Below are 22947 nucleotides of genomic sequence, written 5' to 3' on the forward strand. Positions count from 1 at the left end.
CATATAAGTCATGTCAGTTTTTTCTAAGATTTCTTAGATGACTTATATGTTTAAATTTTGAAACATATAAGTCATGTAAGTTTTACTTTTAAAAATTATAAAACAACTATATAGAAATATTCCAATTCTTATATGAACTTATATGCCTTATATGTTAAAAAAAGCAATCAGTCTCCATTTTAAAAGAAAAGATATGACAGGTACTTAACTACTTATTTGATTTTAAAAACTTCCATGACTTATATGTTAAAAAAATAGGTTTCAGTCTATATTTTAAAAGAAAAAGAAATGACAAGAACTTCTTTATTTATTTAATTTTTAAAAACTTACAGGGCTTTATTGATTAAAAAACACACGCCAATAATTTGAAAAATAATACCATGCAAAAAATAAAAACTGCTTTACTTTCCTACGGGATGTCCGGAAAAGTATTTCATGCTCCTTTTTTAAATTTTCACCCCGGATTTGAACTTCTTGGTTCTTGGGAGCGAAGCAAAAAATTAATACACCAGGATTTTCCTTCGGTAAAAAGTTACGCTACCATGGAAGAGTTGTTGGAAGATGATGTTGATTTAGTCATCGTAAATACGCCGGTGGAAACGCATTACGAATATGCAAAACAAGTCCTTTTGGCTGGAAAACACGCTATTGTCGAAAAAGCTTTTACCACAACGGTTGCCCAATCGCAGGAATTATCGGCTTTGGCCAAAGAAAAAGGATTGAAACTGGCCGTTTTCCAAAATAGAAGATGGGACAGCGATTTCAAAACCGTCCAGAAAATTATTTCAGAGAAAGTAATAGGTGACATTGTGGAAGCCGAATTCCATTTCGACCGCTACAATCCTATTTTGAGTCCGAAACAACACAAAGAAACGGCCAATTCCGGTGCTGGAATTCTAAAGGATTTAGGACCACATTTGATTGATCAAGCGTTATGTTTATTTGGTTTGCCACAATCCGTTTTTGCGGATATTCGCATCACACGAGAGCATTCGTTGGTAGATGATTACATTGATATTTTACTGTATTATTCCAATTTCCGTGTCCGACTCAAAGCAGGATTTTTTGTTCGGGAAGCAATTCCGGCGTACGTCATTCATGGTAAGAAAGGTTCGTTCCTGAAACCGCGTGGTGATGTTCAGGAAGACGAATTGAAATTAGGAAATAAACCAAATTTAGAAACTTGGGGAACAGAATCCATCGAGAAAAGAGGATTGTTGCACACTGAAATTAATGGAGAAATTGTTCAGGAAATTATCCCCACACTTCAAGGGAATTACTACGACTTTTTTGACGGAGTTTATCATTCGATTACAAATGACGTTATAGAACCGGTTACGGCACAAGATGGTGTTCAGGTTATGCAAATTATCGAAGCTGCGATACAAAGCAGCGCGCAGAAAAAAGCAATTGACCTATAAAATCTACCGCAAATTCGCGGTAACCACCTTAAATAAATAAAGCTATGCTTTGTCAAAATAGAAATTTAGCCACAGATTCACAGATTTTAACCATTATGAAATCTGTGAATCAGTGGCCTTTTTATTTAAAAACCAATTGTTAGACCTATAAAATCTACCGCAAATTCGCCAATTTTTTTACTTTTATAAAAATTAGCAAATTCGCGGTAACCACCTTAAATAAATAAAGCTATGCTTTGTCAAAATAAAAATTTAGCCACAGATTCACAGATTTTAACTTTTATGAAATTAGTGAATCAGTGGCCTTTTATTTAAAAATCAATTGTTAGATTTATAAAATCTACCGAGAATTCGCTAATCTTGTATACTTTTTAAAAATTAGCGAATTCGCGGTAATCATTTTTTATAAACAATAACGTTGTATTTTCCCTCAAATGTGTTGTTTTGACACAACCAATGAATGGTTTTTGTAATTTTGACCGATTAATGCTAAAATAAATCACTTTGATAGATTTAAACTTTTTAGGAAGGTCAAAAACGAAAGCCAAACTCAAGAAAACATACACTGAAGCTAAGGTTTCTTATCTGAACCGAATTCGTTGGGCAGTTTCCATGTTCTACTTTGGGATGGGTTTATGTTTTGCCACTTGGGCAAGCCGAATCCCGGATATCAAAACGACTTTGAACCTCAGCGAAGGCGATTTAGGAAGTATTTTATTCGCTTTGCCATTAGGACAACTAGTAGTAATGCCTTTTTCTGGAAAATTGGTCACTCGTTTTGGAAGCCACAGAATCTTGATATTTGCCCTTTCATTATATGTTTTTAGCATGACAAATTTAGGTTTGGCTGTTGCGGCTTGGCAATTGTCGTTGGGATTATTTGTGTTTGGAATCTTTGGAAATCTATCTAATATTGCCGTAAACACACAAGGCGTTTACACCGAAGTGCTTTTCAAAAAAACCATCATGTCCTCCTTTCATGGGATGTGGAGTTTTGCCGGATTCATGGGAGCATTAGTAGGATTAGGAATGCTGGCTTTTGAGTTAACACCTTATATTCACTTTCTCATTGTGGCCGGAATCGTATTTTTGATGATGGCTTTCAACTATAAATTTTTAATAAAAGCTAAAGAAACTATCCAACCCAAGAAGAAAAAATTGTTCTCAAAACCGGACAGTGCGCTGATATGGTTGGGAATAATCGGATTTTGTTGCATGGCCAGCGAAGGCGTTATGTTCGACTGGAGCGGTGTTTATTTCAAAGATGTCATCAAAGCACCCGGACCATTAGTTATTCTGGGGTACACTTCCTTTATGATTATGATGGCCGGCGGACGATTCTTAGGAGACGGTTTGATTGGTAAATTTGGTCGAAAAACCGTCTTGCAAATCAGCGGCATCATGATATCAGCCGGACTTTTTACAGCCGTATTCTTCCCATTTGTCATTCCCGCAACCATCGCGTTTATGTTCGTTGGTTTGGGAGTTTCCACCATAGTTCCCACAGTTTACAGTGTGGCCGGAAAAACCCCAAATGTATCTCCCAGCGTAGCCTTGACGACAGTTTCAAGCGTCAGTTTTCTGGGTTTTCTTATGGGTCCGCCAATCATCGGGTACATTGCGGAGCTGTCAAGTCTTAGATTTTCATTCGCATTTATCGGCGTATTTGGGATTCTAATCGCCATAATGGTGTCCCGAATCAAAGCAATAGAATAACTATAAATTTTTAGGAGCATTACATTTCGTTTCCATAAAAACGAACTCTCCCGCTGTTCGCAGTATCCACGCCCAAAAGCGTGGGATACTTGCTGCCATCGGGGCTACTGAATTCGTTCAGATTATCTAAGAACTTTCCTCGAAAACAGATTTGATAAAAATATTTTCATTGAAAATCAATATGTTAGTATTTTTTTTAATACATTTAACATTATTATTCTTTCATAGAATGTTTTCATTTGATACTGCATGCAAAATACCACTCAATCAGCAGTATCGTATTTAAGGTTTATACCACTTTTTCCAAAATTCACTTTTAATTATTTAACGTTATCCCATTTCGGATAACGTTTTCAATTTTTGTAGTTCAACCGTTTCAATTCATTGTAGCGGTTGAACTTATTATTGCAATTCCCGCTTATACTGTAACCTCATCATCTGAATTTATGAATAAATTTTACGTTGTGTTCTTTTTTATGATTCATATTGGATGTAGTATTGCACAAAACAGTACGGGTTTTTTTGGAAAAATCGTGGACTCAAAAACCCAAAATCCATTAGGTTTTGTCGTCGTCAGTATTCAAAATACGACTTTAATGCAACTCACTAAAGAGGATGGTAATTTCAGTTTTGATTCCGTTCCCACAGGAAACATACTGCTTTTGATACACAGTCAGGGTTTCAAAGATGGCTTATATCCGGTCGAAATTACCGAAGGAAAAATGCTGGATTTAGGAACCATAACTTTAGAAGAGGACCAATCCACAGAACAACAAAGCAGTATTATCACGCTTATCGAAAGTGATTTTGGCGAGGACAACAGCAGTTCTGAAAGTACTTCCGGACTCTTGCAATCGTCCCGAGATGCTTTTCTGCAAGCCGCTGCTTTCAATTGGGGACAAGCTCGTTTTAGAGTTCGCGGATTAGACAGCGAACATTCCACGATGATGATTAATGGCGTTTCCATGAACAAAATTTATGACGGAAGACCACAATGGGGAGAATGGGGCGGATTGAATGACGCGCTCCGCAATCAGGAATTTACCCTGGGAACTGCGCCTTCGGATTATACTTTTGGAGGTATTTTAGGAACACAGGAAATCAATACGAGGGCTTCCATTTACAGACCGGGTTCCCGAATCTCCTTTTCATCAACAAATACTAATTACAGTTGGCGCACGATGGCAACACATGCTTCCGGCATGAATTCCCGTGGTTGGGCTTTTGTAGTTTCGGCAGGAAAGCGCTGGGCGCAGGAAGGATATTTTGAAGGGACAAGTTATGATGCGAATTCTTTTTTTATAAGTCTTGAAAAAAAATTAAGCGAGAAGCATTCATTAAATCTGACGGCTTTGTACACGCCCAATTCCAGAGCCAAAAACTCTCCAAACACTGCCGAAGTTACGCAGCTGACAAACGTAAAATACAATTCGTATTGGGGTTTTCAAGATGGTGAAAAGAGAAATGCCCGTATGAAAACCATTGAAGAACCTACGTTTATGCTGAATCATTATTTTAAAATTAATGATAAAACTAACTTGAATTCGAGTGTAATGTATCAATTTGGAAAAATTGCTAACAGCAATATCGATTATCAAAATGCCAATAGTCCGGATCCTACGTATTATAGAAAAATGCCCAGTTATTACAGCTCGCTTTATGCACCGGACAACGGAGAATTTTCGGGAGCATTTACTCCGGATTATGAAAATGCAGAAAAAAGCAAAGCAGAATTTTTAGCAAATCCTCAAATTGATTGGGCGGCATTATATCAAGCCAATCAAAATCCAGTTTTTGATACCAATGGAACAATTACGGGCTACGAACCCACAAAAAGTAAGTACGTTTTGTATGAAGATCAAGTAGAGGATGAAACGGCGGTGGCCGCAACAAATTTGACTGCGCAACTGTCAGAAAATATCTTTTTAAATGTTGGAGCGTCTTTCAAAAAACTAAAATCGCATAATTCTCAAAAATTGTTGGACTTGCTTGGCGGTTCTTATTTTGAAGATATCGATGCTTTCTACAGCGGGAATCAATCCCAATCTGATTTGAATCATCCAGACCGTCAAGTAGTTGTTGGTGACACGTACGGATACAATTATAATTATTTCGCCAATACTTTAGAGGCTTTCACGCAATTTAAATTCACGTACAATAAAGTAGATTTTTATCTGGCTCAGAATTTTTCAAGTGCCAATTATCAAAGAGAAGGTTTGTACAAAAACGGAATTTACGAAACCAATTCCTTCGGGAAAAGTGAAAAAGTTGCGTTTGAAAATTTTGGCTTCAAAGCTGGATTCAATTTGAAAATCTCTGGCAAACAGTTGGTGACTTTTAATACGGCACATTTGACCAAAGCGCCTTCTTTGAGAAATACTTTTGCTAATTCCCGATTGAATAATGCAATTGTGAACGGAATCGAAAGTGAGAACATCAGCAGTTTGGACGCGAGTTATGTCTACCGTTCACCAAAACTGAAAGCCCGTCTGACGGCTTATTATTCCCTGATTAAAAACGCAACTCAAATTTCCTTTTTTTATGCCGAAGGAATTTTTGATGATGGCTCGGGCTATCTAAATACCGATGCTTTTGTGAGCCAAACATTAACAAAATTGAATAAGAAGAATATGGGTGCCGAATTTAGTTTGGAATACCAAGTAAGCCAAACTTTTAAAACGACTTTTTCAGCGGCTTTTGGTGAATATACGTATGACAGTAATCCACATGTGACATTGACAAACGATGCCGAAGCAACTCCAGAAAACACCAGTCCGGTTTTTGATTTTGGAACGGCTTCCCTCAAAAATTACAAGCAAGCGGGAATGCCACAACGTGCGTACTCCGTGGGAATTGAGTATCGAGATCCAAAATATTGGTGGCTTAGCGCCAATGTAAATTACCTCACCAACAGTTATATTGATATTTCACCTATTTCCAGAACCGAAATATTTTATAAAAATCCAGCAAGCGGTTTTAATTTTCCAGAAGCAACAGAAGAACGCGCCGCGGCACTTATAAAACAAGAAAAATTTGATCCAACGATGCTGCTCAACCTCGTGGGTGGAAAATCATGGCGCATTTATGGAAAGAATGTTGGGATTTTTGCCAGCATCAATAATGTGCTTGATGTTACCTATAAAACGGGCGGTTACGAACAAGCCCGAAATGCGAATTTCAGACAAATTAATCAGGATGTTTCCAGCGGTACGCCTTCTTTTGGACCAAAATATTTCTACGGATACGGAAGAACGTATTTCGTAAATCTTTATATCAATCTATAAATTAAAGCATATGAAATCAACATTTTACAAATCGGTTCTATTTTTACTGTTGACAATTACATTTGGCAGTTGCGTGACAGATGAGGTTGTGGCTCCAAAACTCATTTGTACGCAGCCGGATTTGGTTACAAATAAATCAGTCAGCGAGGTTTATGCTGTTGCAAACGCCATTGTAACGCAATACAAATACGATGATGTCATCGAGGCGTATGTGGTTTCCAGCGATGAATCGGGGAATTTTTTCAAGTCAATATCCTTTCAAACTTTGGCAACAGCCACAACACCTGCCATAGGATTTAGCGTTCCTGTGGATGCTACAAATTTGTATATTGACTATAGATTGGGCAATAAAGTATACATCAAGTTGAAAGACCAATACACGGATATTTCGTTTGGTGGAATGCGTATCGGAAGCATTTTTGTGAATTCCTATAATGAAGGTGGAGTGGGGCGGCTTTCACAGAATGAGTATAAAAAAGTGCTGAACGCATCTTGCACGAATGTAAAGGAAGAGGTTTTAGTTCGGTCTCTGACCATGTCAGAATTACTGAATGATTCTAATTTGAATACGTTGGTTGAGTTGTCTGATGTTCAGTTTTCAGCTGCAGCAATAGGGCGCCATTATTTTGAAGAAACGAATAATGTTGGCGGTGCTACGAATTGGAGTTTGGTGGATAAACTAGGGAATCAAGTGTATTTTAGAACGAGTAGTTTTTCTGATTTTGCGACTAAATTAGTCCCTAATGGAAGTGGAAAAGTAAGAGGAATTTTGACGAAATACGGGAGTGATTACCAATTATTACCGCGTTCCGAAAAAGATGTGGTTATGACCGGAAACAGAGCGACTCCTTTTTTCTCGCAAGATTTTGAAACGGTTGAAAACAATGTTAAACTAAATCTTCCCGGCTGGGCAAATATGGTCCAAAAAGGAACGCTTTTCTGGAAAGGCACTGTTTATTCCGGAAACGGTTATGCCGAATTTAATATCACAGGAACCAAAGTCGTTTCGAATGTGGCTTGGTTGATTTCGCCAAAAATAGATATGGAGGTTCATACGAAAGAAGTCTTGACTTTTAGAACGGCTCAGCATCACTTAGATGTTGATTCCCAGTTAAATTCTTTGGAAGTTTATGTTTCCAGTAATTTTGACGGGTTGAATATTACTACCGCAACTTGGACTCCGTTAGTTGTTAATTTGCCTAAACAAGCTACGCCTTGGTATCAATTTGTAGGAAGCGGCGCTGTAGATTTATCTTCGTACAAAGGTAAAATCAACATTGCTTTTAAATATACGGGTTCCGGTAAAAACCTGGCTTTGGATGGTGCTTTTCAAGTAGATGATGTTCAGGTTTTTGGAGACAAATAATTTTTATTAAAGGCTTTACTTGAATTACTATATTTGCAGCCTTAACATTTAAATTAAATTATGAAATCTACTTTATTAGCCCTAATTTCTTTATTATTTGTTTCTTGTTTATCTGATAACGAAGCATCTAAACCTGTTGATTACACCGTTCAAAACGAAAAAGAAATCGTGGATTACGTTGCCAAAAATAAATTGACTGCCACAAAAACCGATTCAGGATTGTATTATGTGATTAATGAAGCTGGTGATGGAGAACAACCTACCGCAACCTCTAATGTAACAGTTGCGTACAAAGGGTATTTTACTAATGGAAATGTTTTTGATCAAAGTAATGCTTCAGGAATTTCATTTGGTTTGAACCAAGTGATAAAAGGATGGACGGAAGGAATCCCTTATTTTAAAGAAGGCGGAAGCGGAATCCTTTTGGTACCTTCTCATCTTGGTTATGGGAGTAATGATTACAGTAGTATTCCCGGAGGTTCTGTACTTATTTTCGATGTCAAACTGATTAAAGTAAATTAGTTTAAGGCTATTATTAAATCAAAAAAGGCTGTCTTTTCGGACAGCCTTTTGTAATTAATTATTTTTTAATTTCGACAATGCTTATTGCATAACCTCCACCAGGAGCACTGAGTTGTGCCAGTTTCGATTTGTTAGTTATTGTCATTTTACGAATTGTATACGCTTGTGGATTGGTTTTATAATGCGCATCTTTTGCATCAGCATAAATCGTTGCCTCATATTTTTTTCCTTTTTCCAAGAAATCAAATTTGATCGTTGAGGTACGAGAAGTTTCTCCATTTACATTACCGATAAACCAATTGTTCGTCACTTTTGCTTTACGCGCAACGGTAACATATTGACCCGGTTCTGCTTCAAGGTATTTACTGTCCGACCAATCTACTGCTACATCTTTGATAAACTGGAACGCATCCGGAAAGCGGTCGTAGTTTTCTGGAGTATCAGCTGCCATTTGCAACGGGCTGTACATCGTTATATACAAAGCCAATTGATTTGCAATCGTGCTGTTTACATGGGAGTTGTTGTCCTTATTCATTTTACTTAAATCCATTTCAAAAATCCCAGGAGTGTAATCCATCGGTCCACCCACTAAACGTGTAAAAGGCAATACCGTCACGTGATTTGGTTTAGAACCTCCAAAAGATTGATATTCTGTTCCTCTTGCCGCTTCGTTACCAATTAAGTTAGGGTATGTTCTTGCAATTCCTGTTGGGCGAACTGCCTCGTGAGCATTCACCATAATTTTATAATCAGCTGCTTTTTCTATTGCGAATTGATAATGGTTATTCATAAATTGGTTATAATGATTTCCGCCATTTTCAATGATAGAACCTACGTAACCACTTTTTACGGCATCATATCCATTGTCTTTCATAAACTGATACGCTTTATCCAAATGACGCTCGTAATTACGAACTGAACCTGAAGTTTCATGGTGCATCATCATTTTAACGCCTTTTGATTTGGCATATTCATGCAATCCTTTGACATCAAAATCCGGATATGGAGTCAGAAAGTCAAAAACATAATCTTTGGAGTGACCAAACCAGTCTTCCCAACCTTCATTCCAGCCTTCGACTAAAACGGCATCAAAACCATGTTTCGCTGCAAAATCAATGTATTTTTTCACATTAGCGTTATTGGCTCCGTGTTTTCCATTAGGCTTTGCTTTTGAAAAATCAGTTACGCCAAGTTGCACTGTAGGAAACTCATCCGTATATGCCCAAGAGCTTTTTCCGGTAATCATTTCCCACCAAACACCTACGTATTTAACCGGTTTTATCCATGATGTATCTTCAATTTTGTTAGGGTCATTTAAGTTTAAAGTCATTTTTGAAGCTAGAATTTCTCTTGCGTCATCACTAACAATTATGGTACGCCAAGGCGAATGATTTGGAGCCTGCATGTATCCTTTGTCCCCTTTGGCATCTGGTGTCAACCAAGATTGGAAGACCATGTTTTTATCATCCAGATTCAAATGCATGCATGAATAATCGATTAATGCTGCTTCGTGTAAATTGATATACAATCCGTCCGCGGTTTTTAGCATTAGTGAAGTTTGAACTCCTGTCAAAGAAAAAGAAGTTTGGGATACATTTGCCGTTTTTGCTTTTTCAGCCAATCCTCTAATTTCAGATAATTTTGAGGTTGTATAATCATATTCCTGGGTGTCATAATCACCAGGAATCCAAAACGCGGTATGGTCACCTGTCATGGCAAACTGAGTTCTTTCTTCTTTGATTACAAAGTAAGTAAGGTTTTTTTGCGAAGGGAATTCATAACGGAATCCTAATCCATCGTCAAATAAACGGAAACGAATAACAATTTGTCTATCGGTTTCTTTTTGGTTTAAAGTTACTGCCAATTCGTTATAATGATTGCGAATGGAAGCTACTTCTCCCCAAACTGGTTTCCAGTTTTCATCAAAAGTTGCTGTTTTGGTATCAATAACAGTAAAATCATTTAACAACGATTTTTTGTCGTTTTTCAACTCAAGACCTAATTTACTTGGCTTTACTACTGCTTTATTTTTGTAATTTAAACTGTAACTTGGGGTTCCGTCATTTTGTAAGGAGAACTCCATTACAAATTTTCCATTTGGTGATTTTAACTGCTGCGATTGTGCAGCGCTAAAAAACGCGAGCCACATTAGGGCTGTGAAAAGAAATTGCTTCATTTTTTAAATAGAATTTGATAAATTAATTTTTCAGGTTTGCTAATAGATTCTGATTTTCACGAAATCGATTTATTGAAAAATCCATAGTTTTCCATATTTCGAGAAAGTAAAAGTAAACGCTTTACACGCTACATATTTTTGTCATAATAAAAAAGTAGATTGTATTTCTATTTTTTATATGCAATATACTGAATAACTGTTTATTATGTGAATTTAGTATTTAAAAAAAGTGGTGAATTTATAATAAAAAAGTGGTCTTTGAGATTGTTTTAATCCCGAAGACCTTCTTGAAAAACAGTATTTTTCTATTTTAGATTGGTTCCAATCCGCATTACGTTAGCTTCAAAATCTTCTCGTGGACCTGCTGCTTTGTTTTTGAGTTGGGAACGGTAATTGTAAATTGTGGATACCGAATACCGAAGAAAAGTCGAAATTTTTGCGCTGTCTTTGATGCCCAAACGAATGAGTGCAAAAATCCGTAATTCCGTATTCAGCAGTTCGCCTTCTTTCAATTGTATCTCTTCGTCATCAATCAACAAAGCGCTGAATTCTGCTATGAAATTAGGAAAGAGTTGTAGGAACGTCTTGTCGAAATTCGTGAGAAATGCAGCCAGTTCATTTTCGACAAATTGTTTTGATTTTACGGCACTAATCAGGTCGTTCATTTTTCCCGTTGTTGCCATCACATTCAATTTTCGGCGGTATTCGTCTAATTTTCCGATGTAGTCCGAACACTGATCCATGTAACGACCGATATATATTTCTTTCAAAAGATTGGCTTCGGTCAGCGTATAATTGGTTTCGTTCAATTTCTCATTGAAAGTGTTCAATTCTGCATTTAATTCCGAAAGCTTGCTGTTGGCCAAACTTAAATCCTGCTTTGCTTTGGACAATTTTTTCATTTGCTTAAAAAGTAAAAAAAGCACCGCCAACAGGAACACGGATAATATACTCACACTTATTAAAAAAAGTACCAACTGAAATCGATTGGTTTCATTTTGTTTTTGATACGCCTCGTTAATAATGGGCAGCATCTTCGATATTTCGTAGGTTCGTAGGCGTGCATTACAAAAAAGAGCATCTTCAAGCGAGCGTTTTATGTATTTGTAAGCGCGATCAATATCCCCGTTTTCATACATTAGAAAAGCCAACGAGCGCAACGAAATATATTCTTTTTTGGCCAATTGCAAATCGGAAATGGCCGAAATGGTCAACCATTTTTTTTCTTGATTAAAGTCTTTTTTTTGGTGATACGCCTGCGAAATAATGTAGGCAATAACCGCTCGATCATCACTGTTGTGAGCAATTTTGGGGAAATAGTTCAGCAATAAAGTCAATGTTTCCTTGTGTTTTCCGGCATCAAGAAGCGTACTGGATTTCGCCATAATATAGGCGCTTGATTGTGGTTTGTAATAGTTTAAAGAAGAATCACGGTACTTTTTTGTTAAAACAATATACTTCTTTTTTTCCTGAAGTGAAGCCGCATAATCAGACATATAACCATAAACGACGCTATTTACGGTAAAATAATAACCTCTTAGTTCTGGTGAAGTATTGATGTTAATTCGATTAAGAATATCCGTTGCTTCCTTGTACATTCCTAATGTTCCCATGATTGAAGCTAGATTTAATCGAGCATGATTTAGCTTTTCAATGTCATTTAGTTTTTCGGCGATTTGAAAACTCTTTCGAGCATAAATCAAGGCTGAATCTGATTGATACGATTTATATTCTGCGTACAACTTTCCGTAAACATCATATTTTTGAATATCGGACGAAGTAGAAAGCAGCAGTTCTTTGAGTTTGTTGATTTGAATCTCTTTTTTATCTGAATACAATTGGTAATCCTCAACTGTTTGATCCAATTCCTGCAATAATTGTTCAGAATTATTTTGGGCAAAAAGAAAAACAGGAAGCAGTAACGCAATAAGTACAGTCAAAAAGCGATTCATTCAAATGGTATTAAATTGCTGTAAAAATAATTAAAAATCCAATGGAACTCCTAAAGTAAGCAAGGCAAACGTATGAGATTTTAAAATAACCGCAAATTCGCTAATTTCTTTTGGTCCTTCTTTGGTCTAATATGTCGTTCGACCAAAATACTATCATTATTCACACGTTATGATTTTTTTATAAACCTAGAACTCAATAAGTCCCTTACAAATCATTAAATTTGTAACTTATTCAAAAATATGTTAGAAAAAGAAGTAATAAATTTCGAAAAAACGGCTATAGTTGGTATTGTGACTCAAAACCAAAGTGAAGAGAAACTACGCGAATATCTTGACGAATTGGAGTTTTTGACTTTTACCGCAGGAGGTCAAGTGGTGAAACGTTTTTCGCAAAAAATGGAACGTCCTAATCCTAAAACTTTTGTAGGAACTGGAAAAATTGAAGAGATTCATCTTTTTGTAAAAGAAAATGATATATCGACTTTGGTATTTGATGATGAATTATCGCCTTCACAACAAAAAAATATATCTAAAATCATTACAGAATGTAAAATTCTGGATAGAACGCACCTTATCCTGGATATTTTTGCACAACGTGCCGAAACTTCGTATGCAAGAACGCAGGTAGAATTAGCACAATGTATCTATATGTTGCCGCGATTATCGGGACTGTGGACACACCTTGAACGTCAAAAAGGGGGAATTGGAATGCGTGGACCTGGAGAGACAGAGATTGAAACCGACAGACGTATTGTTCGTGACCGAATCGCATTATTGAAAGATAAAATCAAAGCAATCGACAAACAAATGGGAACGCAAAGAGGCAATCGCGGTTCTATGGTTCGTGTGGCTCTGGTTGGGTATACAAATGTGGGGAAATCGACATTGATGAATGCTGTTGGGAAAAGTGATGTTTTTGTAGAGAACAAACTTTTTGCAACATTGGATACGACCGTTCGAAAAGTAGTTATCAAAAACCTGCCTTTCCTGCTTTCGGATACCGTAGGATTTATCAGAAAATTGCCAACACAACTGGTTGACTCTTTCAAAAGTACACTGGATGAGGTTCGCGAAGCTGATTTGTTATTGCACGTTGTTGATATTTCGCATCCGGAATTTGAAGATCATATTGCATCCGTAAACCAAACGTTATTGGACATCAAGGCAAATGACAAACCCGTTATTATGGTTTTCAACAAAATCGATGCTTACAAGCATTTGACTATTGATGAAGATGATTTAATGACCGAAAAAACGCCAAGACATTACACGCTGGAAGAATGGAAAGCGACTTGGATGAGCCGAGTAGGAGAGCAAAATGCGTTGTTCATTTCCGCTACCGAGAAAGAAAATTTTGAGGAATTCAGAGAACGCGTTTACGAAGCCGTAAGACAAATTCACATCACCCGTTTTCCATACAATAAGTTTTTATATCCGGATTATAAAGATGCGGTGGAAAAAGAAGACAAAGACGAAGAAGAAAACGAATAATTTCAATTTATAGAGTACACAGCTGTCAGTTCGAGCGCAGTCAAGAACAGCGCTAGTGGAGTAACATAATCCCTTTTGATATTTTCAAGAGGGATTTTTTTTGGGCATGCCCCAGCTTCCTCTGCGTTACAGCTGCGTCAGGCTGTTCGCTATAATCTCCCGAAGAAAAATCGGGAGGATTTCCGCTGCCATCCTTCATGCGGATTAACGAGAACGATTATTTACAAATAAAAAGTCCATTTGATGATTTGTAAGATAATTATTAAAGTGTATATTTGAAAGTAATACGCTATGAAGTAGCGCCTATCCATCCAAAATGAGATGTATCTGCGCTATTTTGTGGCGGGTATATACAAGTTAGCGGTAATTTTAAAAAAAAACGTGAAATCAAATAAGAAATGACTGAAAAAAACACTAAGACAGTAGAAAAAATAGCCGTTAAAAAAAAATGTGGAATTATAATGCCAATTGCTTCTAATCCTGATTATCCAAATGAGCACTGGAAAGAAGTTCTTTTAATTTTATCTGAAGCAATTTCACAAACTGAATTTGAACCAAGATTAGTGAGTGATGATGTTGCAATTGGACTTATTCACGATAGAATTGTAAATAATATTTATAGCGATGATATCGTTGTATGTGATGTAAGTTCTAAAAATCCTAATGTAATGTTCGAATTAGGAATGAGACTCGCTTTCGACAAACCTACAATAATAATTAAAGACGAAAAAACCGGATATTCTTTTGATACAGGAGTAATAGAGCATATTAATTATCCATCCTCTTTAAGATTTAATCAGATTGTAGAATTTAAACTTGAGCTTATAAAAAGAATAAATGCTACATATGAAAAATCACAATCAGAACCAAATTATTCTCCATTTCTGAAAAGTTTTGGAAAAACTATAGTTCCAGCCGCAATTAACCAAACAGAAATTCCTGAAAGTAAATTTATAATTTCACAACTTGAAAGTCTAACTAATGAAATGCACTTAATGCGTGTCAATCAAAATGGTAGAAATGAAAATTATACTAAAAGAAAATATGACATAATTTTAAATGAAAAAGACAGAAAAGATTATATAAATTCTTCAATTTCGAAATTCATAAAAATAAATAATCATTTAAAATATGAAGATTTTACAAGTGAAAATTTCTTACCTTTTTTAAGAGATCAAATAACTAATGATGCTAATTTTGTTCCTTCTAGTTTGGAAATAAAAAATAGTCTTAATCAATATTTTGCAAGAAACAATGTTGATCTAAAATAAATAAACTATAGCTAACACGCGCTACAAGCAATTTGGGGATTTGGCTTAATTTAAATATGGTTTTGTATTTGAAAAATTAATGATTAACCGAAAAATAGATTTAAATTTAGTCCCAAACCTCTTTTAGCAAGGTTAACTGTAGTTTTGTAGAAAATAATAATTAAAAATAAATAAATATGAAATGGAATGATTATCCTGAAAATCATCCTTTAGAATCTGGAACGTATTTAATAAGCGTTACAAAACCATATAAAGGTGGCGGAGATTTTACTTTTAAATATGTAGCATATTATAACCATAAAACTAATGAATGGCATAAACAAAATCTCTTTGATGAAAATGATGAAGTACTAGAAGTAATCCAACATCGTATAAATGGTTGGGCGTCTGATATTCCAATTTATTTACGTTAATCTCCCTATCCAACTGTCGCTCGTTGGTCCAGCTTTCTTTTGCATTCCCACTAGCACTCGTTTGTCCACATTCTCTGGTGCTCGTCTGCGACGAGTACCTACTTAAATTAAGAAACAAATTATAGCGTTTGCAACGCGGATCGTTAAAACCGGAGTACCTTTAAATAACTTTACGACTGTTTTATAGTAGCGTTTCTTAAAATCAATATTTGAAAAAAATGTCTGAGAATTACAAAGTTATCGATAGTACAGTGCCTACTTTTATTACTATAACAGTTGTAGACTGGGTAGATTTATTTGTACGACCTAATTATTGTACTATTTTAGATGAATCCTTAAATTATTGTATCAAGGAAAAAGGATTGAGTGTGCATGCTTATGTATATATGACTAGTCATATTCATTTAATTGTAACAGCATTTGATGGTGAATTACAAGGTGTTATTCGGGATTTTAAAAAATTTACATCTAAAAAACTGATAGAAGCGATAAAAGAATATCCTGAAAGCAGGCGAGAATGGCTGTTACGGAAATTTAGTTTTGAAGCTCAAAAATCAGGAAGAGCTAAAAATTATAAAGTATGGCAAGATGGTTTTCATCCCGTTGTATTGGATACTTTGGAAAAATTAGAACAGCGTCTAAACTATATTCATTATAATCCTATTGAAGCCGAAATCGTTTTTCATGAAAGAGATTATGTAAACAGTAGTTATAGAAATTATGAAGAAGATAATACTGTTTTTCGTAATGTAAATGTCGAATCTTTATGGTAATCTGTTTATATTAGCCGCGTTGTAAACGCTTTATTTAGTTCACACAATTAATTAGGTACTCGTTGCAAACGAGCACCAGGGTATAGAGAACTACAGAACAAAAAAAGACCTTTAGAAATTTCTAAAGGTCTTTTTTTTATAAAAATGTGTTTTATTAGAAACCGTAATTAACCCCTAATCCAAATACTTCTCTAACCTGAACGGCTTGAATCGAATTGTCATCATAAATGGCTTGTAAGGCTACGTTAGCCGACAAGTATTTGTTGATTTTCATGATGACATTCATTTGGTAATCAACATCCACGTTTTGAGGATTGTCTAAATAATTGGAATACAAATTCAATCGGTTTTCTATAGATACATTCGTCATGATATTGAATTTGTAGTATGCCGTAATACTGGCTCCAAACTCAAATCGAGTAGAATCGCCTTGCAATACTCCAAAAGAAGGGCCAAATTCAGTAAAATGAGGATGAACAACAACTAGTTTTGCAGTCGCTGGTGAAAAATTGACACTCAAATTATTACTTTTTTTCCACAGCATTCCTGGTCCCAACTGGAAATAAGCCGGAGAGAAAAAATGAGATATTTTATCATCATTTTTGTCCAGTCCAGTGTCCATTTGAGTCTTGAAATTAAAAAACATCGAATAGTACCATTGTCCTTTGGCTTTCTTTCCCCAAAGAGAATTCAGTTCCAGACGATCGTCCGTTTTTGCAGTTTTTTCGTCTCCTTTAATTTTGGTTAAACCATACGCTAAAATAAATTTGTTATCCCAAACGATATCTTCTTTTTTATAATTGAAGTCGTAATTCAGTCCAAAATTCCCCGCAATATTAGAAGTTCCACCACCCAGCCATTGCTTATTATAAGCCGATTGATTAAAAAGCAGTGAGATATTTCCTTTTTTGGTCCAATACTTAATCGTGTCTGTTGACGTTTCTTGTGCAGCAGCAGAAAGCACTGCAAAAAGAAACACTACAGAAAAAGCTATTTTTTTCATGTTTTATAATTTAAATACATTTTAAAGTATTCCTAAACGTAAATATATTATCCCTTTTTAGGTGCTTTGTATAATGGAACGGCAGAGCATGCTTCGCCATACATTATACTTCGAGCAAAAGGTTGCAAGTAATGCGCTGCTAATACATAAGCCCGCATCGGAACCGGTTTTCTGGAGCATCCTTTTATAATAACTGGCTTATTTTCATAAACCGAATAGTCAATTTTAGGCAATAATTCTTCGTATAGTGAAGCGTCTAAATCTTCCAAAGTTCCATTGATGATTTTCTTAGCAAATGGCGCTAGTTGAATGGCAACCAAAATTGAAGCCCAAGCCGGAACAATAGCATCGGTACTGCAATGAATAGCTATATATTGATCTTGGTATTGTGACCAATCGTGATTTTTCAACTCCTCTCTAAAGTCTTTTTCTTTCAATAAAAAACCTTCCAAAAGCCATTGCGAAATATCGATTTGCGTGCGAATTCCTTTTGGATAATAATCTTCGAGATCGAAAACTTCCAAAACACTATTCGCAACTTTATTTATAATTTCATCTTCCATACCATTTTTTTATAGATAGCCTTCAGCCTGCAGTGTGAACAGTTGGGCATATAATTTTTTATTTTCCATTAACTCATTATGCGTTCCTGATTCTAAGATCTTACCTTCTTGTAAGACTAAAATACGGTCTGCCTGTCTCACAGTGCTAAATCTATGAGAGATTATTACACTGGTTTTATCTTTTATTAATCCTATAAATCGTTCAAAAACTTCGCTTTCAGCTTTGGCATCCAGTGCCGATGTGGGCTCGTCTAGAATCATAACCTCAGCGTTTTTCATGTAAGCCCGCGCCAACGCAATTTTTTGCCATTGTCCTCCGGATAGTTCCTGACCTTTGGCAAATCGTTTTCCTAGTTGTTGATCGTAGCCATACTTTAATTCAGAGACAACTTCGTTGGCCAAACTCAATTCAGCCGCTTTTTGTATTCGTTCGTAATCATTAATTTCATCAATTTTGCCGATGGCGATATTTTCTTTCACTGAAAATTCATACTTGAAAAAATCCTGAAAAAGGACTCCAAAATATTCCTGGTAATTGGCCTTATTATATCGATTTATATTGATGCCATCAAGCAAAATTTCACCCGATGTTGGCTCGTAAAACCGAAGCAGTAATTTAGTAAGTGTTGTTTTTCCAGCACCATTCTGCCCAACGAATGCTATTTTTTCTCCAGCTTTTATAACAAAACTAATGTCTTTTACTATTTGATTATCAGATTCCGGATAAGCAAAATAGACGTTTTTAAATTCAAATCCGGTTTTGATTTTTTCTGGCAACGGAACCTCCTTTTCATTTTTATATTCGGACGGAATGTCAAGAAAATCAAAATAATCTTTCAGATATAAAGAGCTTTCGGATATCCGAGTAAATTTCGAAAAAAAATCTCGCAGACTACTCATTAAACGATTGAAACTCCCGGATAAAAAAGTTAATTCACCAAGTGTAATTCCGCCCGAAAGAACTCTGTAAATTATAAAAACATATGCTGCATAATAACTAATTGATCCTAAAACATTAAATAAAAACCCATAACTGGAACGTTTTACAACGAGGGATTTATTTAATTTAAAATAGCGCGTTGCAAGGGTTTCAAATCTTTCGACCAGAAAGCTAGTTAATCCAAAAAGCTTAATTTCCTTTGCCGTTTTATCATTAGCGCCAATAAATCTAAGGTAATCCAATTCCCTTCTTTCGGAAGTCCAGCTTCTAGCCAGCGAATATTGTTGTTGACTGAAACGTACTTCGTTAATAAAAGACGGAAAAATGCTTAAAATTAATAAGACAATTAAATAAGGTTCAAAATAAATCAATCCTATTACAAGCGAAAAGATAGAAATAGTAGTTTGCGCCTGACCTAAAACATTCGACATTAAATCGACACGACCTGCCGTTTGCGTTCGTGCTCGGTCAAGCTTGTCGTAAAATTCAGAATTTTCCAGCAGACTAATATCGATTTCATTAGTCTTTTTGATAATTTTAATCGAACTATTGATATTGTACTGATCTCCAAGAATTCCATCGGTAAGTGAAATTGCCCGACCTACCAAATCAGATAACACGACGAGTATAAACTCTATTGCTACAGAATGCCATAGCGCAGAATAATCCTTTTCGCCGTGTGTTGTAATTTGGATGATGGCATCAAAAATGAGTTTTCCAACCCATAAAATTGCAACGGGCAACAAAGCCGCAACGATTCTGCAAAAAGCTGATGTCAAGAATAACGTTTTGTTAGTACGCCAAATTTCTTTGAAAAAGCGGGGTATAAAAAAAAGCGAATCAAAAGAAGATTTTAGTCCAATTTTTTGATCGTTTAAAGATTTGGGTTGAGTCCGCGCCATTTTAAAGCATTCCCAATTCTAATTTTGCTTCCTCGCTCATTAAATCTTTACTCCAAGGCGGATCAAAAGTGATTTCTACTTCAGCATCTTTTACATTCTCTAACGATTTTACTTTTTCTTCTACTTCTCTTGGTAAACTTTCTGCAACTGGGCAGTTAGGAGAGGTAAGTGTCATCAGGATTTTTACTTCATAATCTGTATTGACCATCACGTCATAAATCAATCCTAATTCGTAAATATCTACAGGAATCTCCGGATCGTAAATAGTCTTTAATATTTTTACGATTGATTCTCCTAATTCTGTGGTGTCTATTTCTTGTGTCATAATTTTGTCTGTTTTTTAAACACATAAGTCATATAAGTTTCTCTTTTTAAAGAAGATATAAGTATGTGTAAGTTTTTATTTTAGTTTTTAATATTTTTAAAACATATAGGTCATGTAAGTTTCTTTGTTCAAAGTAAAACATTCAACTAATTTGCTTATATGACTTAGATGTTTAATTTTTTTTAGTCTTCAAGCCGCCTATATAATTCATTCACCATTGTTTTTTGACCTTCGTAGAAAATATTTTTCACATTAAAATTAATCAATAAACCAATTGGCGCATTTAATAAATTCATATAAGTAAGTAATTGTGCTTCATAAATCGGGTTTATTTCACTTACCGATTTTAATTCAACAACAAGAGCATTTTCAATAAATAAATCACATCACAATTTAGATTCTAATTCATGTCCTTTATATTTTAAAGGGACCAGTAATTCAGAAGAATAATTTATTTTCCGTAATTCTAATTCTTTTTTTAGGCATTGATGATAAACACATTCCAATAGACCCGGACCTATACTTTTATGAACTTCAATTGCTGCTCCATTAACCTGATACACTAAATCTTTGAGATAACTCCTCGTTATGTTTATAGTCATCAGCTTAAGTTGGTAAAGTTAGTGTATGTTAATTTGAATTAAAAAAACTGATATGACTTATATGTTTGAAATCAATTCTGTGCATTGAACGCTAAAGCATACATTTTTATATTTTTTATCATCGATACCAATCCGTTAGCTCGCGTTGGTGATAAATGTTCTTTCAAACCTATTTCGTCAATAAAACCCATGTCGGCTTCGAGAATATCAGATGCTTTTTGATTGGAAAAAGTCCGAATTAATATCGCAATAATACCTTTGGTCAAAATGGCGTCACTGTCGGCAGTGAAAACAATTTTATCATCCGTTTGTTCCCCCTGCAACCATACTTTTGACTGGCAGCCTTTAATCAGATTGTTTTCGGTTTTGAATTCTTCTTTGATTAAAGGAAGTTTTTTTCCTAATTCGATGATGTATTCATAACGCTCCATCCAGTCGTCAAACATGGAGAACTCATCAACAATTTCCTCTTGTATCTCTTTAATTTTCATACTATGCTGAATTTATTTCAGTTTTATTCTTTAGCTAATGACGTTATTGTATCCACTAATTTCTTAATTTCTTTTGGTGGAAAACCATGATCAAAACTATCCGTTTCATAGGTTTTATCTTTGAAGGTGATTTTCAAATTGGCGATAGCCGCACCGTCATAAAAACGTTTTTCGGTTGGTGCTTTTAATTTGGATAAACTATCCAATTCCACCTTTTTAAAACAATCCACTAATTCTTTCCAGTCGGCATCCGAAATTTTCGTTGGTACCGGTTTATCATTTCCGTCTCTGTCTTTTGAAACCGTCAGCATCTGATTTTTCACTGTTATTTTTTGATAAAAACCTCTTGTGTTGGCAGTGTATTCAATAACAGCGGTTTCAATATCTTGTGCTTTGGCGCTATCGCAACCGTTGCCCAGAAAAATAGTCAGAAATAATAAGGATAGAATTTTCATGTGTAGATATTTTTAATTTTTTTTAGGACAACATGAGTTGCGCTTTTTTAATAGCTTCAACCATAACATCAATTTCTTCTTTGGTATTATAAAAAGCAAATGAAGCTCGTATCGTTCCTGGAATATTAAAGAAATTCATAATGGGTTGCGCGCAATGATGACCTGTTCGTACTGCTATTCCTAATTTGTCAATTATGGTGCCAATATCGTACGGATGAATCCCTTCAATGTTAAACGAAATTACGGAAGTTTTTTCTTTGGCGGTGCCAAAAATCTTTAAACCTTCAATTTCTAATAATCGTTTCGTCCCGTATTCCAGTAATTCTTTTTCTTGTTGTTGAATGTTGTCAAAACCAACTTCATTCATATAATCAACGGCAGTTCCCAGAACGATTCCTCCGGCAATATTTGGTGTTCCGGCTTCAAATTTATGAGGCAATTCCGCATAAGTAGTTTTCTCGAAAGTCACTTCTTTGATCATTTCACCTCCACCTTGATACGGCGGTAATTTATTCAACCAAGCTTCTTTTCCGTATAAAATTCCGGTTCCTGTTGGCCCACATATTTTATGTCCTGAAAAAACATAAAAATCACAATCCAATTCCTGAACATCTGGTTTCAAATGCGGAACAGCTTGCGCTCCGTCAATCAAAATCGCCGCACCAACTTCATGTGCTTTGTCAATCATATATTTAATTGGATTGACCGTTCCAAGAGCATTCGAAATGTGATTAACGGTAACAACTTTAGTTTTATCCGAAAGTAACTTGTCATACTCTGACATAATCAATTCGCCATCAAGATTCATTGGAATAACTCGCAAAGTCGCTCCCGTTTTCTCGCACAACATTTGCCAAGGCACAATATTGCTGTGGTGTTCCAATGCCGAAACTAAAACTTCATCACCTGGGTTCAAAATCGAAGCAAATCCATTAGTAACTAAATTGATTCCATGGGTTGTTCCCGAAGTAAAAAGTACTTCATGAGCAAATTTTGCATTGATATGATTTTGAAGTTTACCGCGTGAAATCTCGTACGCATCAGTTGCTAATTGACTTAACGTGTGAACGCCGCGATGAATATTAGCGTTGATTTCCTGATAATATTTTGAAATCGCATCAATCACCACTTGTGGTTTTTGCGAAGTGGCTCCATTGTCAAAATAAACCAATGGTTTTCCGTTTACTTTTTGTGAAAGAATAGGGAAGTCGGCTCTAATTTTATTAATGTCTAACATTTTGTCGGCTTGTTTTTTTAATGTTTTTATTGGTCCGAAATAAA

Annotated in this window: 18 protein-coding genes and 1 pseudogene; 9 read left to right on the forward strand and 10 right to left on the reverse strand. The window is 35.5% G+C overall.

Annotation, left to right across the window (positions count from 1 at the left end; genetic code table 11):
- Positions 1 to 380: 380 nt before the first annotated feature.
- The 5 genes from DR980_RS11335 (at position 381) to DR980_RS11355 (ending at position 8309) form a co-directional block, all read left to right on the forward strand.
- On the forward strand, positions 381 to 1421 hold the full coding sequence (locus DR980_RS11335) for a Gfo/Idh/MocA family oxidoreductase (protein WP_113636222.1): 1041 nt from the start codon (positions 381 to 383) through the stop codon (positions 1419 to 1421).
- Between the two features lie 504 nt (positions 1422 to 1925).
- Entirely contained in the window at positions 1926 to 3137 is a 1212-nt protein-coding gene (locus tag DR980_RS11340) for an MFS transporter (RefSeq protein WP_113636224.1), read from the forward strand.
- Between the two features lie 446 nt (positions 3138 to 3583).
- On the forward strand, positions 3584 to 6421 hold the full coding sequence (locus DR980_RS11345) for a carboxypeptidase-like regulatory domain-containing protein (protein WP_113636226.1): 2838 nt from the start codon (positions 3584 to 3586) through the stop codon (positions 6419 to 6421).
- Between the two features lie 10 nt (positions 6422 to 6431).
- Entirely contained in the window at positions 6432 to 7787 is a 1356-nt protein-coding gene (locus DR980_RS11350) for a DUF5689 domain-containing protein (protein WP_113636228.1), read from the forward strand.
- 60 nt (positions 7788 to 7847) lie between these two features.
- On the forward strand, positions 7848 to 8309 hold the full coding sequence (locus DR980_RS11355; protein WP_113636230.1) for an FKBP-type peptidyl-prolyl cis-trans isomerase: 462 nt from the start codon (positions 7848 to 7850) through the stop codon (positions 8307 to 8309).
- A gap of 58 nt (positions 8310 to 8367) precedes the next feature.
- Here DR980_RS11355 and DR980_RS11360 read toward each other — a convergent pair whose 3' ends face one another.
- Together DR980_RS11360 and DR980_RS11365 are read right to left on the reverse strand one after the other, a co-directional pair.
- The gene (locus DR980_RS11360) at positions 8368 to 10485 is read right to left on the reverse strand and encodes a glycoside hydrolase family 97 protein (RefSeq protein WP_113636232.1); all 2118 of its coding nucleotides are present in this window, start codon (positions 10483 to 10485) and stop codon (positions 8368 to 8370) included.
- 305 nt (positions 10486 to 10790) lie between these two features.
- Positions 10791 to 12437 (reverse strand): DUF6377 domain-containing protein, encoded by a 1647-nt coding sequence (locus tag DR980_RS11365; RefSeq protein WP_113636234.1) that lies wholly within the window; start codon positions 12435 to 12437, stop codon positions 10791 to 10793.
- Between the two features lie 240 nt (positions 12438 to 12677).
- On the opposite strand from DR980_RS11365, the gene hflX reads away from it, so the two are divergent.
- The 4 genes from hflX to DR980_RS11385 all read left to right on the forward strand — a co-directional run bounded on the left by hflX (position 12678) and on the right by DR980_RS11385 (position 16385).
- Positions 12678 to 13928, forward strand: coding sequence for a GTPase HflX (gene hflX, locus DR980_RS11370; RefSeq protein ID WP_091258583.1), 1251 nt, complete (start codon positions 12678 to 12680; stop codon positions 13926 to 13928).
- Positions 13929 to 14326: 398 nt separating this feature from the next.
- Positions 14327 to 15199: an RNA helicase gene (locus DR980_RS11375; protein WP_113636236.1), complete on the forward strand. Its 873-nt coding sequence runs from the start codon at positions 14327 to 14329 to the stop codon at positions 15197 to 15199.
- 176 nt (positions 15200 to 15375) lie between these two features.
- On the forward strand, positions 15376 to 15612 hold the full coding sequence (locus DR980_RS11380) for a hypothetical protein (protein WP_113636238.1): 237 nt from the start codon (positions 15376 to 15378) through the stop codon (positions 15610 to 15612).
- A gap of 218 nt (positions 15613 to 15830) precedes the next feature.
- Positions 15831 to 16385: an REP-associated tyrosine transposase gene (locus tag DR980_RS11385; protein WP_113636241.1), complete on the forward strand. Its 555-nt coding sequence runs from the start codon at positions 15831 to 15833 to the stop codon at positions 16383 to 16385.
- A 154-nt stretch (positions 16386 to 16539) separates the two neighbouring features.
- Here DR980_RS11385 and DR980_RS11390 read toward each other — a convergent pair whose 3' ends face one another.
- The 8 genes and pseudogenes from DR980_RS11390 to DR980_RS11425 form a co-directional block, all read right to left on the reverse strand.
- A complete protein-coding gene (locus tag DR980_RS11390; protein WP_113636243.1) occupies positions 16540 to 17388 on the reverse strand; it encodes a DUF3078 domain-containing protein in 849 nt (282 codons plus the stop codon).
- A 47-nt stretch (positions 17389 to 17435) separates the two neighbouring features.
- The gene (locus tag DR980_RS11395; RefSeq protein ID WP_113636245.1) at positions 17436 to 17951 is read right to left on the reverse strand and encodes a DUF2480 family protein; all 516 of its coding nucleotides are present in this window, start codon (positions 17949 to 17951) and stop codon (positions 17436 to 17438) included.
- A gap of 9 nt (positions 17952 to 17960) precedes the next feature.
- Complete coding sequence (locus tag DR980_RS11400; protein ID WP_113636247.1) at positions 17961 to 19793, reverse strand: ABC transporter ATP-binding protein; 1833 nt, start codon at positions 19791 to 19793, stop codon at positions 17961 to 17963.
- A gap of 1 nt (position 19794) precedes the next feature.
- Positions 19795 to 20118 carry an SUF system Fe-S cluster assembly protein gene (locus DR980_RS11405; RefSeq protein WP_113636249.1) on the reverse strand — a complete coding sequence of 108 codons (324 nt, stop codon included), beginning with the start codon at positions 20116 to 20118 and terminating at the stop codon, positions 19795 to 19797.
- A 182-nt stretch (positions 20119 to 20300) separates the two neighbouring features.
- A pseudogene (locus DR980_RS11410) lies at positions 20301 to 20720 on the reverse strand (GxxExxY protein).
- A 71-nt stretch (positions 20721 to 20791) separates the two neighbouring features.
- Positions 20792 to 21211 (reverse strand): SufE family protein, encoded by a 420-nt coding sequence (locus tag DR980_RS11415; protein ID WP_113636251.1) that lies wholly within the window; start codon positions 21209 to 21211, stop codon positions 20792 to 20794.
- 23 nt (positions 21212 to 21234) lie between these two features.
- Positions 21235 to 21666: a hypothetical protein gene (locus DR980_RS11420; RefSeq protein ID WP_113636253.1), complete on the reverse strand. Its 432-nt coding sequence runs from the start codon at positions 21664 to 21666 to the stop codon at positions 21235 to 21237.
- Positions 21667 to 21688: 22 nt separating this feature from the next.
- Positions 21689 to 22903 (reverse strand): aminotransferase class V-fold PLP-dependent enzyme, encoded by a 1215-nt coding sequence (locus DR980_RS11425; protein ID WP_113636255.1) that lies wholly within the window; start codon positions 22901 to 22903, stop codon positions 21689 to 21691.
- Positions 22904 to 22947 lie beyond the last annotated feature (44 nt).

The sequence above is a fragment of the Flavobacterium psychrolimnae genome, assembly GCF_003312425.1.
Lineage (GTDB): Bacteria > Bacteroidota > Bacteroidia > Flavobacteriales > Flavobacteriaceae > Flavobacterium > Flavobacterium psychrolimnae.